Annotated in this window: 12 protein-coding genes; 8 read left to right on the top strand and 4 right to left on the bottom strand. The window is 42.0% G+C overall.

Features of this window, described 5'->3' with window-relative positions:
• Positions 1–56: 56 nt before the first annotated feature.
• Positions 57–446 (top strand): hypothetical protein, encoded by a 390-nt coding sequence (locus H0262_RS07850; RefSeq protein ID WP_011513132.1) that lies wholly within the window; start codon positions 57–59, stop codon positions 444–446.
• 91 nt (positions 447–537) lie between these two features.
• Here H0262_RS07850 and H0262_RS07845 read toward each other — a convergent pair whose 3' ends face one another.
• Positions 538–1,506 carry a hypothetical protein gene (locus H0262_RS07845; protein WP_181210348.1) on the bottom strand — a complete coding sequence of 323 codons (969 nt, stop codon included), beginning with the start codon at positions 1,504–1,506 and terminating at the stop codon, positions 538–540.
• Positions 1,507–1,955: 449 nt separating this feature from the next.
• Between H0262_RS07845 and H0262_RS07840 the strand changes: the two genes are divergently transcribed.
• The 3 genes from H0262_RS07840 to H0262_RS07830 are packed head-to-tail and all read left to right on the top strand — an operon-like array spanning position 1,956 to position 4,283.
• The gene (locus tag H0262_RS07840; RefSeq protein WP_011513134.1) at positions 1,956–3,191 is read left to right on the top strand and encodes a lipoprotein-releasing ABC transporter permease subunit; all 1,236 of its coding nucleotides are present in this window, start codon (positions 1,956–1,958) and stop codon (positions 3,189–3,191) included.
• Positions 3,192–3,235: 44 nt separating this feature from the next.
• A complete protein-coding gene (gene lolD / locus H0262_RS07835) occupies positions 3,236–3,916 on the top strand; it encodes a lipoprotein-releasing ABC transporter ATP-binding protein LolD (protein WP_011513135.1) in 681 nt (226 codons plus the stop codon).
• A 58-nt stretch (positions 3,917–3,974) separates the two neighbouring features.
• A complete protein-coding gene (locus H0262_RS07830) occupies positions 3,975–4,283 on the top strand; it encodes a hypothetical protein (protein ID WP_181210347.1) in 309 nt (102 codons plus the stop codon).
• A 9-nt stretch (positions 4,284–4,292) separates the two neighbouring features.
• Here H0262_RS07830 and H0262_RS07825 read toward each other — a convergent pair whose 3' ends face one another.
• The gene (locus H0262_RS07825; protein ID WP_181210346.1) at positions 4,293–4,886 is read right to left on the bottom strand and encodes a DUF2062 domain-containing protein; all 594 of its coding nucleotides are present in this window, start codon (positions 4,884–4,886) and stop codon (positions 4,293–4,295) included.
• Between the two features lie 262 nt (positions 4,887–5,148).
• Here H0262_RS07825 and H0262_RS07820 point away from each other — a divergent pair, with 262 nt between their 5' ends.
• From H0262_RS07820 to H0262_RS07805, 4 genes are all read left to right on the top strand, one after another.
• On the top strand, positions 5,149–8,127 hold the full coding sequence (locus tag H0262_RS07820; RefSeq protein ID WP_310502984.1) for a ComEC/Rec2 family competence protein: 2,979 nt from the start codon (positions 5,149–5,151) through the stop codon (positions 8,125–8,127).
• Positions 8,128–8,383: 256 nt separating this feature from the next.
• Positions 8,384–9,439: a signal peptide peptidase SppA gene (sppA, locus tag H0262_RS07815; RefSeq protein WP_133105308.1), complete on the top strand. Its 1,056-nt coding sequence runs from the start codon at positions 8,384–8,386 to the stop codon at positions 9,437–9,439.
• 142 nt (positions 9,440–9,581) lie between these two features.
• On the top strand, positions 9,582–10,472 hold the full coding sequence (locus tag H0262_RS07810; RefSeq protein WP_181210344.1) for an alpha/beta fold hydrolase: 891 nt from the start codon (positions 9,582–9,584) through the stop codon (positions 10,470–10,472).
• Positions 10,473–10,583: 111 nt separating this feature from the next.
• On the top strand, positions 10,584–11,369 hold the full coding sequence (locus H0262_RS07805) for a CPBP family intramembrane glutamic endopeptidase (protein WP_259275432.1): 786 nt from the start codon (positions 10,584–10,586) through the stop codon (positions 11,367–11,369).
• Positions 11,370–11,444: 75 nt separating this feature from the next.
• Here H0262_RS07805 and dusA read toward each other — a convergent pair whose 3' ends face one another.
• Entirely contained in the window at positions 11,445–12,416 is a 972-nt protein-coding gene (gene dusA / locus H0262_RS07800; protein ID WP_181210342.1) for a tRNA dihydrouridine(20/20a) synthase DusA, read from the bottom strand.
• 150 nt (positions 12,417–12,566) lie between these two features.
• Entirely contained in the window at positions 12,567–13,868 is a 1,302-nt protein-coding gene (locus H0262_RS07795; RefSeq protein ID WP_149408771.1) for an MFS transporter, read from the bottom strand.
• Between the last annotated feature and the right edge of the window lie 92 nt (positions 13,869–13,960).

The following is a 13,960-nucleotide window of genomic DNA, read 5'->3' as shown; positions in this document are numbered from 1 at the left end:
CACGAAATGTGCTGACCTAGCACCGATTAACAACAATAGGTATTAAGGATAATAATATGGCAGTTTTTTTGACAGATGAATGGTTTGAGCAAGTTGAGCAAATGGGTCAAGAAGCAGGTGAGCTTAATTTGCCGCCCGCACTTGCGAATATGATCGTCAATCTAAAAGTATCTGATAGCGATCAAGACATTGAAGCCAACTTTGCAAACGGTCTATTACATCGCGGCTTAAACGATGGAGCGACCACTACGTTATTGCTTGATCGTAGTATCCTACAGTCCATCATCACTGATTTCGATACCAATGAAATCATGGGCGCCTTTATGGGTGGCAAAATTCGTGTCGAAGGCGATATGTCACAGTTGATGGCAGTACAGACGGCTCGTCCAAGTGCTGAGCAAAAAGCGCTTTATAGCAATATTAAGTCAATGACTACAATGGCTTAGAGTCATTATTAATTTAATCGTATTTAGACAAATAAAAAGCCCCTAAAATCAATTAGGGGCTTTTTATTTGTCTAAAATAATCTAAATCTGACTAGCTGGCTTTCGATTGTGCTACTTGCTGATTTTCTTTATAAATAGCCGCTTGTAGCCATACGTTTGCTTGTACGTAATCATGAACGTTAATAGAGGCAGTATCAGGTGTTTTTAGCGCACCAATACGCATTACAAACGGATCAGCATCTTGTTCGCGCAGTACCACCACATCAAACAGAATAATCGTTTTACCATTAAATAGGGTTTCTTGCTTGCCAAGTACTTGACCTTGACACCATGCTTCATCTTCTTGACCTAACGTATCGCCAAACAAATAAGCACACATATGACCCAGATTGATCTCGACCGGCGCCATTTGTTCTTTGGTTTCTGGTTGCCATGCTTTGATTTGTTCTTGTAGGTCATCCGGCATTTTTCCATCGTTTGCCGCAACGATATCATTAAAAGCACGGTGATAGCGTATCGCTTCTTGGTCTTCTACTTTGATGACTTCATTTTGTTCGCTGATTTTGATCTCATGTGCCCAGGCGCTAAAATTCACAAAATAGGTGGTATCACGTTGATATAAATGACGGTTGGCCGTATATAGCTGATCAAAAGCATAGATGATACTGCCATCAGTGGTACGTAAGCGTAATACGGCATCGTGTGAGTTGTCATTGACAATCATACGCTCGATTTTACAGCTCAATCCATATGGGCTGTCGACACAAGGATAGGCATTGATAAAGCATTCAGGCTTGCCACCCTTCATTGCCAGTACTTGATTGATATGACAAGGCTGGTTCTCAGATAGCAATAAACAGCTGTCTTTGGCACTGACATCGGTATTAAGGCCTTTAGGCATCGCTGCTTTTTCAATCATCTGTTGTAACCATTCAGGTACATCATGACTCATGTCATCAGTCAGAATACGCCAATGGTCACCGTGACCAGCTGATTGCTCATCAGTTAAGGTGATTTTGGTAGGAGATTGGATGTTTTTATATTGATAATTAATGGTCATGAAAATACTCAAACTTAAGTCAGCCATGAGGTTTGGGTCTGAAACTGTGATCGCTGAGTACCATGTACCACTTGAAAAGAGGGGTTTATGATGGTCAGCAATGCCGTCAGTAAAGAGGCAACAAACAACAATGAGGGGTTAATGACAATTGTCCTTAGCATACAATATATAGGTATAGACACAGAGAATAGCAAGTCTGTTATAAAAAATAATCATAAAACCGCATTTTTTATTATAAAATCTGGACAGTTTTCGGTAATGACTGGCACCTGTTAGCCAAATTGTGTCAAACTAGCTCCCTTTTGACAGCCACATTTGGCTTGTCTTACACCCTGTTTTTGTGTTCGATTGATATGTTTTTGTGGCAGCTGCAAAAGTATGATGCAATTGCCGCTATTTGTTTTGTAACCTACATAAAGTCGCACGTAGATAAGATAAAGAGTTTGAATATGTTTCGTCCTTTAGCGTTATTTATCGGCTTACGGTACACCCGAGCAGAACGTAGTAATGGTTTTATCTCTTTTATATCACTGATCTCAATGATTGGTCTGACGCTTGGCGTGGCAGTATTGATTACCGTACTGTCGGTCATGAATGGCTTCGATCGTGAGCTAAAAACGCGTATTTTGGGTATGGTACCGCAAGCGACTGTCACATCAACCGAGATTATCGGTGATTGGAAGCAAGTCGCTGATAAGATTAAAGAAGATCCGGAAGTGGTTGCAGTTGCGCCTTTTATCCAGCTGCAAGGTATGTTGACCTCGAATGGTCAGGTAGCTGGCATTATGGTGACAGGTGTTGATCCTGAGTATGAGAAAAACGTTTCTATCATTAATGAGCATATGGTAGAAGGCAATATCGATACGCTAAAGAATGGCGAGTTCGGTATTGTGCTTGGTGAAGGTATGGTGCAATCACTAGGGCTACAATTGGGTGACAAAGTCACTCTCGTACTACCAGAAGCATCGCCATCACCTGCTGGCGTGATACCACGCTTTAAGCGCTTTACCTTGACTGGTATATTTTCTATCAGTCCAGAAGTGGACAGTCTCATGGCATTTATTCCAATGGGCGATGCGGCAAAATTACTGCGTTTACCAGAGGGCGCCCAAGGTATCCGTATGAAGCTTCATGATATCTTTACAGCGCCAATGGCAGCACAAAAAGCGGCGGCGATAGCGCCAGAGCAATTATATCCTAGTGATTGGACCCAGACGCATGGCAATCTATTTGGTGCTATCCAAATGGAAAAAGCCATGGTTGGCTTGCTACTGTTCTTAATTATCCTCGTGGCAGCTTTTAATATTGTTTCAAGTTTAGTGATGCTAGTTACAGATAAAAAAGCTGACATCGCTATCTTAAAAACTTTTGGCGCCTCACCGCGTCTGATTACCCAAGTCTTTATGGTACAAGGTGTGGTGATTGGTTTTATTGGTACCATTGCAGGTACGATATTGGGCGTGATATTTGCATTAACGGTCAGTGATATTTTGGGCTTTATCAATAATAGCTTTGGTCTAAATTTATTTGATGCCTATTTTGTGAACTATCTACCATCGCAGCTGCGTTTGGCGGATGTGGTATTGATTACCAGTGCGTCATTTATATTGAGCTTTTTGGCGACCATTTATCCAGCACGCCGAGCGGCTAAAATTCAGCCTGCACAAACGCTGCGTTACGAGTAATTTACAGGCGTTAATGCCGTTATAAATAAAATAAAGGAAGCATTATGTCTGCTATCTTAAAAGCGACCAATATTAATAAGATATACGATGAAGGTGCCGTGAGCACCCAAGTCTTGACTGGTTTGGATTTGACTGTCACCGCTGGTGAGCGTATCGCTATCGTTGGTACCAGTGGCTCAGGAAAGAGTACTTTGCTCCATCTGCTTGGTGGACTTGATACGCCAACCAGCGGTGAGGTTTGGTTACATGGTCAATTGTTAAACAGTATGAATGAGACCGAACGCGGTGCGATGCGTAATAAGCATTTGGGATTTATTTATCAGTTTCATCATCTATTGGCTGAATTTACTGCCATTGAAAACGTTGCCATGCCACTATTGATGCGCCCAGAAGTATCGACGGCTGAAGCGCGTCAGCAAGCCATCGATATTTTAAACAGTGTTGGTCTTGAGCATCGTTTGGCTCATAGACCTGGTGAGTTGTCGGGCGGTGAGCGTCAGCGCGTGGCGATTGCGCGTGCTTTAGTCACCAAACCGTCGCTTATCTTGGCAGATGAGCCAACAGGTAACCTAGATTATGATAACGCACAAAGCGTTTTTGGATTATTATCAGAGCTGCAAAGTACGATGCAAACGGCACTATTAATGGTCACTCATGATCGAAATCTAGCGGCGCTTGCTGATCGTCAGCTGCTTTTACGTAATGGTCATTGGGAAAATTATTAAAATATAATAGGAAAGGACTGCAAGATAGCAGTCTATTGATTGAGTAAGGATAAATATAATGGATAAAGATGACGACCCGATTGCTGCTTTTGGCAGTATTGAAGAAGGTGATGAGCCACTAAAGCTTTATATGGATACCGCGTTATTTGATACGCTCGATAAACAAGGTCAAATAGATTTACTGACGCCCGTTTTTGATCGTATTACTTTGGCAGGTGTTGATTTTGATTTAAAGGTTCAAGACAGTGCGACAGGTAAGCGTTATGTATTGCTCAAAAACGAAGAAGTGGTTGAAGTTTTTGTGATGGATAATAAGCTCACTGACAACATCCTTAATGCTATTGAAGAAAATAGAGATGAGGATTGATAGCATTTATTAAAGTTCGGGCGGCTTATCTAAAGAGCTAAACTGCCTTTTTTGCCAACTCGTGACAGTCTTATAGCGCCAAATGGCTTTAAACGCTAAGCCGCAGACGATACTGGTGATAATGGCTAAGATAGTCAGACCTAGGCAAAATGCGGTCAAGGATACAGTGCCTTTATAAGTAATAAAGGGGTTGGCGCCGTCCGATATAATCCATAAACTTAAGTCAGAGATCATCCTGCCAATCGTGCGCAAGCTAATCATTGGCAGATCGAGTATTTCGGCACCGATATAGTATCCAGCGTAAAATACCGGTAAGGTGGTGAGTGGATTGGTAATCCATGTTAAGCCCAGTGCCATAGGGACATTGGCACGGAAAATAAGCGCACCAATCAATGCTAATAACATCTGTCCTGGCAATGGAAAAAAGGCACTTAGCACACCGATATAGACGGCTTTATTTAAGCTATGGCGATTAAAATGCCACAATCGTGGGTCAGAAAGTTGCGGCGCAAACAGTTTTAATGTGCGACTTTCTAACACTTTCTCAGGGGTAGGTAATAAGTCTTTTAAACGTTTTTTTGGCACAGATTTGCCTTTACTCATTGTCTGCAGCCCGCTCAATCATAATAATAGGCAGATAGGCAGTCATGTTATTGATAAAAGTATAGATAAGAATTCTATCAGAAAAACGTAAAGAGAACGTTAGACAATCACCATCCTAGTGTGTGCAATTAGTATAGGATAATATCCGGATAAATACCATGGCTTGATGTAGTGGTATTTAGCGCCAAGGTAATATAGCAAGCGCATTACAGTTTTTTAGTGGATGCTATATATTATTTCAAATATCACGCAAGGAGCACTGGTGTATTGGTTAATAGGTAGCTTTATCATCCTTGCTATGATGGGTATTTTGGCGGTTGCTGATAGCACGCCTATACCAATAATGCCGCTATTTATGGATAGCGCCGGCACTCCTGTTCTGACTATTTCATTCGTACTTCTTACCTTTATTTTAATTTTGATCAGCCAGTTTACTATCCCATCAGCTTATCCTATCAATTCCGTAAAAAATACGTCGCATCACTCTAGGTTTGCTTCTGGTATTCTCTATTTTATATCAATCGCTATACTAGCAAGCACTTTGGTTATCGGCAGTGGTTTGAAGGCACTAGTAAGTCATCAACAAGCAGACGCTCAAAAAATTACTGAGCCTATGCGTGTGCAGGCTTTGGTTCATATAGAGGGAATAAGCGATAGTGTGTATGATGCTGGTACCGATACTGGCTATCGGCAAGTGGCGATCATCAGTCAAATATTGCCATTGGTTTCTGAGCTGACAGCGCAAGACTTTGATAAAGTGACAGCAGAATATGGAGCAGGGCTAAATAATAGCTTAAGCGGCGATGATATCAAGTATGAATCTTCAAATACCATATCTTCACATCAAAACACACTTGCTGAAAATGCTGTTCAAGATAAGGTATACCGCGTCCTACTCAATGCTTACCCAAAAAAGCCAGTCAAACAGTCATCTAAGACTAACTCTCAGAAAAAATCTAAGAAAACAGAAAAACAAAGTCAGATTGCTGACTTAAATCATTTGCAGCCGGGTGATAGATTGTTTATGACCTTGACGCTTGCACCGCTTGCTACTTCTGAGCAAGTATCAAATAACCCATCAGGGTTTGATAGTTATCGCTGGCTACGTAGTCGGCATATTGACGGCATTGCCAATATACTGGCTACCAGCAGCGCGATTTTGCCATCCAGTCACCCACAGTCACATTCAAATTCGCATTTACTCTCTTCTGATTCTTATTTAACACGGTTGCGTACTGCTATTGACCAAGGGCGTTGGCAATTACGTCAGCACTTTTATAAAGATTGGGCTACAAATACTGCTGCAGAGCAACAAGCAAAAGCGGTCACATTAAGCTTGCTGAGCGGTGATCGCAGTTTAATTAATCGTGAGACCAAAGATCTATATCAGTTGGCTGGCATTTCACACTTATTAGCAATATCGGGTACGCATGTTTTGTTTTTAGCGATCGTGCTGGCTGGTATAGTTATCCTACTAGCTAATCGTCTGTATCCCGCTTTATATCGCTATATTCCGCGCTGGCACGTACGTTGGTGGGTGATGATTAGCACCGCATTTATTTATGCATTGTTTACAGGGTTTGATGTGCCCGCTGCACGTACCGCATGGATGTTACTGGCAATTGGTCTGACAAGACTAACTTTATTGCCTGTCAGTACCATGCGCGTATTATTTGCCTTGGCAGTACTGATGGCGTGGCATGACCCTTATGTATTATGGCAAGCAGGTTATTGGCTGTCCTTTATTGCCGTGGCGTTATTGCTTAAATATGAAGATACCTCACAAAATCAGCCATTAACATCAAACCAACCCTCTACTTCCTATGACAAATTACTTAGACGTCTATGGCTAAGTTTTAAGCGCTTATTTAAGTTACAGTGTTGGCTGTTCCTCGCTCTATTACCTGTAACGTTGTTGCTCTTTAGCAAAACCTCATTATGGGGGTTAATCGTAAATCTTTTTGCTATTGGCTTATTTGGTTGGATTATCGTACCGCTTAATTTATTGGCTGGGCTTTGCTATCTCATATTGCCGTCTGTAGCTGATATTATTTGGATGTTAGTCACTGCGATTGTCAGTAACCTACACGAACTGATAGGATGGCTAACGGCAATGCCTGTGCTATCAGATGCGTGGCTTTATACGCCCGTTAATGCTGCTATTTTGCTCATGGCATTATTAACCCTGTTACCTTGGTTGCTACCTCGCGGTCTGATCAGTCGTTGGCTAGTATTGCCACCGCTCAGTCTTTTGGTAATGACGGTATATGCCAATCAGCAGTCACTGACTACGACACCCACTCTATATATATTGCCAACGGGTGATCATTATATAAGTGCCGCTTTATTACAATATCCGGTCGTCAATGATAAAGATGCCAAAAATACCAGCTGGCTGTTTTTGGCAGATCATAGACCCAGTAATACTAAAATTAAGACCATGCCTAGCAATCTGACAGCAGATAAATTCTCTGCCATGTTAGCGCAGCAATTGGGTAGCTTATCTGTCAACAAGCTAGAGGGCATCGTCGTACAAAGCAGTAGTAGTGGCGTGACTGATTCACGCGTTTATGATAAAAAGAGCAGCGCAGTGGCTCCTAATGATTCAGAGCTCTTACCCATGATAGTCGCTCAGCTCAGTCAGAGATTGCCTGTGAGCCAATACTGGCAAGCAGGACGTAGTGAGCGTTGGTCTGCGCTGCATCAAGCTTATAAAGTTACTACGGACTCTCAAGAGACGGCAACTATCAGCGCCCAACGTTGCGAATCCGGTAAAATATGGCAGCTGCCAAATGGCAACTTAACGTTGCAAGCAATCACAGGCTGGAGCAAGATAGAGGATGCCAGTGTTTGGGATTGTACTGTGGCTATTGATAGCAGCACGCCCATACGAGTGCTCAAGTATCAAGCAAACGATCCTCTCAAGTCATTACCTGCTAACTCGCAAACACTCATGTCAAAAAGCAAACCACTACCTGACCAAGCAAATATGTCGCAATCGCGGCTAATTTTGAATGCAGATACCCATGAGAGAACTTGGCAAATGTGGTCGTTGCTATGCTCGGCTGATTTAACCAATAACAATATAGCCACGAATCATACGACATGGCTGGGTCACAGTACCTCACATATCTCGAATGAGGTAATCAGCCAGCAACAAATAGATGAGATAATCACCTATGATAATAAACCGTTAGAAGTGGCTTTATCTTCTGATGCGCTATTCAAAGAGGGTGATTAAGAATTGTTCCAGTATTAATAGTATTGTGGATGTTATTAATGCGCCCTAATGTTTAGCCCTAGTGTTTTATTTGTGATATCACATTTATAAAATACACGTATTTCACAGAGATGCTATTGAACCACGAGTAAAATGACACCATACTGAACCACCTATTCATACAGAAAACTTAAACAGTAAGAATCTCGAATTTTCTGTCGTAAGTTTATATAATCTGTCTTTTATCGTTTTACATTGTTTCTACTTAGGAAGTTATATGCCCAACTGGCCGCCAGACCCTAACAAACGTCCTGATAATTCGGCAAATCAGCCAGCACCGATGCAGCAGTCAAACCAGCCGAGCGGGCAAGAATGGCGACTGATTGAAAATACTTTATTAGCAAGCGTGGTCGAGCAACGCCGTGCCCGTCGTTGGAGTATTTTCTTTAAGCTACTGACCTTCGGCTATATTTTATTGATATTTTTGACGATTGGTCGTAGCTGTAGTACTGAAGCACCCACTGGTCTTGATGGTATCGATACCAGTAAGCCGCATTTGGCAGTGGTTGAGCTTCAAGGAACTATTAGCAGTGGTGATGTGGCCAACGCTTATGATGTCAATGATGCGCTCACACGCGCCTTTAAGAACAGTAACTCAAAGGCAGTGGCGCTCGATATCAACTCACCGGGTGGTTCGCCTGTGCAGTCAGATGAAATCTGGCAGACTATGATGGATTTGCGTAAAGAATATCCAGATAAAAAGCTTTATGCAGTGATTGGCGATATGGGTGCTTCTGGCGCGTATTATATCGCATCAGCGGCTGATGAGATTTATGTCAACCCATCAAGCCTAGTCGGTTCGATCGGCGTCATTATGCCAAGCTATAATGTAAAAGGCTTGATGGACAAGGTCGGCGTAGAAGATCGCACCATTACAGCAGGTGAATATAAAGATATCTTGAGTTTGTCACGTCCCCTAACGGATTATGAAGAAAAGCATGTTGAAAAAGTGCTAGACAATACTCATAAGCACTTTATTAATGCCGTAAAAGAAGGTCGTGGCGATCGTCTAAAAAATCCTGAACAAAATAAGCTGTTTTCGGGACTGTTTTGGACAGGTGAGCAATCTATCGAGCTTGGCTTGGCGGACAAAAAAGGCAGTATTTCAAGTTTAGAGAAGCAGCTTAAATTAAATAATGTGGTTAATTATACGCCAAGTGATCCGTTCCAATTATTTATGGATCGCTTCGCCGTCAAATTGGGCGCAGGTGTGGGTTCAAGCATTAATCTTGATCTCTTGCCACAAGAAGAAGGCAACGCGCAGATGCGTTAATAGACTTTAATTTTTAGCGTTACCGTGTATGATTGTTAAGGCTGAGCGTATGATTACGCTCAGCCTTATTTATGTGTCGCTATCTAGCATTTAAAACCATAAATACAATACAAACCGTTATAATAACTAATGAGAATGTGTCATGAGTGAAGTCAATTTGCAGTCTTTTGCGTCCTTACCGATATCGAAAATAACCCAAAAACCAGTCATCCATTTTGCTCATGCCAACGGAATGCCAAGTCCTGTCTATGAGCCATTTTTTGAGAAATTGGCTGGATTTTTTACCATTGAATATATCTCAATGTTAGGCGATACGCCTGATTATCCGGTCGATAACCAATGGCGAAGTCTCACGCAGCAGATTGTCGATAGTGTTAAAGATACCTGTAAAAAACATGGCGTTAAGCAAGTCGTAGCCGTCGGGCATTCGCTTGGTGCCATGTGTACCTTGCAAGCGTTGTACCGTGCACCTGAGTACTTTTCGCAAGCCGTTCTGATGGATCCGCCATGGATTTATGGCAAAGTTAGCTTGCTATGGCATCTTGCCAAGACAGCAGATCGATTGCCATTGATGAATAATCGTTTGATGGATAAGCTATCGCCAGCTGGCGTGTCTAAGCATCGCCGTGACGTATGGGACAGCCGAGAAGATGCGTATGACAAACTGCGCCATAAAGGATTTTTTAAAGATTTTACTGAGCGCAGTTTTCAAGGTTATATTGAGCATGGTCTGCATAAGCGTGCCGATGGTAAAGTTACCTTGGCGATTCCAAAAGCCAGTGAAGTCGCTGTTTTTCGTACCAATCCTTCTTGGTATTGGTTAACCCCAAATCGAGCGCCTAAAGTGCCAGTGACCTTGATTATTGGTGAGGACAGTATCTTTTTAAAACGTCGATTCCCGCAACAAATAAAGTCGCGCTTACGTATTCCTTATATTACTCATGCGGGCGGTCATATGTTTCCACTTGAGCATCCAGAGTCTGTGTCAGAGCAGGTATTATCATTGATTAAAAAACAGTTATCTGCCAAATAACAACAGACTTTGTGTTTAATCAATTTCCTTACGCTAAACCGATTGTCTTTGTGAGCAGTTTTTAAGTAATGCTTCAGTATCTTTTCGAGTAAACCTATTATGTCAATGCGAATGCCAAATAAGAGCACCGCTGAAAACAACAAAGTTGTCATACATCCTCAGCCTTTATTCACACGCTTAGGCACTTTATTGCTTATCATAGGCATGGTGGTTTTTTTCTTTATCAGTCAATTGATCGGGATTTACATCGCTGGCAAACTGGTATTACCAACTGCCAAAAGCGCAACGGTCGGCGATATTTTCTTTTTTGGCAGCAATGATGGAACGGTTGTCAGTATTTCTATCATGATAGGCTGCGTGTTATTAGTGGCAATCAGTGCGTTGGTTATACGCGTGAGAGGCGGAAATTTAAAGCAGTATTTGGCATTAAGACCGTTCTCATTGGCGGTCGGTATGGGCATGATAGGGCTGCTGTTGATATTTATGATTGGCAGTCAGGCATTGACGTATATGCTTGATAAATCACCGTTGGCGTTTGTAGATCCTTTATATCAGTCTGTCAGCTCAGTATGGTTACTTATTTTTGCGATGGTTATCGTCGCGCCCATTTATGAAGAGCTCATATTTCGTGGCATATTGTGGTCGGCGATTGCAGAGCAGTTTACTTCGCCACCTGATACAGAATATCGCGGAGCAATCGTAGCAAGTCTGGTGACCAGTTTGATATTTGCGGTCATTCATTTGCAATATGGAATTTACGAGATCAGTACCATCGTGGTGTTAGCATTACTATTTTGCTATGCGCGTATCAAATCAGGCTCGCTGATATTACCCATTTTATTACATATTATAAATAACGGCGCGGCTATGTGGCAATATTTGGCGCAAGTAGCATAAAGAATAACAGTGAATATTTGATAATTAATACTCACGCCGTATGCATTGTTATTTAATAGTAGGTTTTATCAGGCGTCAGGCATCAGGGTTAAGGGCTAATACCTCAGTCGCCGCGTGCTTGATATCATCAATGGTCAAGTGAGGCTTACCGCTCAATGCTTGACGCCATTTTCGAGCACCCACCAATCCTTGGAATAACCCTAAATAGTGCCGAGTCATCGTTGGAAGTGCTTCACCTTTAGCTATTTGCTCTTCTAAATAAGGATACAGCTGAGCTAGTATATCTGAACGCTTCGGGACAGGGGTGTCCCACAAGCTATTGGCTTCGGCTAACAAATATGGGTTGTGATAAAAGGCGCGCCCAATCATAACGCCATCGATATGCTCAAGATGCGCCTCAATATCAGCGACGGTCTCAATCCCACCATTTATCTCAATATCAAGGGTAGGAAAGTCCTGCTTTAAACGATACACATCTTCATAACGCAGTGGCGGTATTTCACGATTTTGCTTTGGGCTCAAGCCTTGTAGCCATGCCGTACGCGCATGAACGATAAAGCGTGTACAACCACCTGCTGCTACCTTTTGTACAAAATCTGCCATAAATTCATAACTGTCAAAGTCATCAATGCCAATACGATGCTTGACCGTGACTGGAATATCGACTGCCACTTGCATATGCTTGACCAAGTCTGCAACGGTATTGGGTTCCGCCATCAAGCAAGCACCGATTTTATTGTGCTGTACACGATCAGAGGGGCAGCCCACATTAATATTAACCTCATCATAACCATGCTGCTGAGCAAATTCTGCACACTGCGTCATCTCAGTGATATCTGCGCCGCCAAGTTGCAATACCAGCGGATGTTCAAGAGTATCAAAGCGTAAATGCCGTGCACGATTGCCATGTATCAGCGCGCCCGTACTGATCATCTCGGTGTACAAATAAACATGCGGATTAAAAAGCCGAGCAAAATAACGATAATCCGTCGTTGTCCAATCGATCATTGGTGCAACCGAAAGACGTTTATTGGTCATATCAACCATAGTGGTTAAGCCTTAATTTTTTAGAAATTTTTGAAGATGTATATGCTAAATGCTAATGCTATATGTGTCAGTTTACGTATCACTTGCAATGGCTTGTGAGTCTATAATCAATAGGCTGATAAAAGATCAGCCTATTTGGATAAAATAATATTATATGACCTGATCGATTTTCTTGAGTTCAGGCAGATTATAAAAATAAATGCCCATGATGATTGCAATAAAACCGATGAAAGTGATATAGAGTGCGGGTGAAAAGCTCACATATAAAGTGGCATAGCCAAGTCCAAATGGTACTAGCACCCCAACGATACCATAAGTGACATTGTAGCAAAAAGCCATTCCGGTGAGTCGCACATTGGTAGGAAATAGTTGAATCAAGATGGCAGGTATCATGCCGATAACACCGGCACAAAAGCCTAAAAGTGCATACATAATAAGGATATAGTCGCCACTTGCCTCTAAGTGATAGAAGAAAGCAAGCATTTGAGCGATTAAGATAATAGAGCCTATCGCCAAAATTTTGCCAAAGTTTTGGTGGTTAGAGATGATGCCATAAAAAATACAGCCAAAAATCATAAAAACGATGCCAAGACTGTGTGAGAATCCAAACAAGTCAGTATCGAGCGTAAAGCGTAATTCAATCAAATCAGGCAATAAAATAACCACGACTGTGGTGATGCTTGAGACAATTAAAGTGAGAACCAGACCTATAAAGATAGCATGCTTGCAATGCTTAAATAGGGTCGTAAAAGGTTTAGCAACATAATCACTAGGTCTTGATTTTTTCATCTGAGTGAAAAACGGAGTTTCTTCTATCCATCGCCAGGCAAGGAGCGGTAAAACCGTCAGGATAGCCGCTATAAAGAAAGGCAAACGCCAGCCATAATCTGCCAATTGCTCAGTGGTCAATGTACTGCTTAACCAAAGAAAAAAACCATTAGAGAATAAAACACCCACAAAAAAACTGGCAGTCACATAGCTACAGCCTACTGACAGATATTGGCGCGGCACGTGCTCTGCAACGAACACCCAAGACAGTGGCACATAAAGACCATAGGCCATGCCATGTATGATTCGCAAGACGATAAACAATGCAGGCGCTGCCAAACCCCATTGTGCATAAGTAGGCAAACATCCCATCGCCAATAAGCTTGCTGCCGTAATCAAGATACTGATTAGTAATAACGGTTTACGACCTTTTATATCGCCATAACGTCCAAAGATAACACCGCCAAGTGGGCGTGCCACATAACCAATTGCAAATAATGACAACCCCTGTATCTTCATAAGATTGGGATCTGAGCTAACAGGAAATAAAGTCGCTGCCAACATATCTGCAAGATATAGGTATATTAAAAAGTCGAAAAACGCTATTGCACTGCTATAGCAAGTAAACAGTACCGTATTTTTATCTTTAGAAGACATAAGTGCATATTGAGAACGAGAAGGCATATTAGGTCACGCATCCAGACATTAAGGTATTCGTTAAGGCAGTCATTATCTAAATAACTGCCTATAATAAAAAACGATAAATCATCATTACT

Origin of the sequence: Psychrobacter sp. D2, from assembly GCF_013608135.1 — a bacterium.
GTDB classification, from domain to species: Bacteria; Pseudomonadota; Gammaproteobacteria; order Pseudomonadales; family Moraxellaceae; genus Psychrobacter; species Psychrobacter cryohalolentis.
The sequence above is the reverse complement of the archived record's forward strand: the minus strand, read 5'-3'. Positions and strand labels throughout refer to the sequence as shown.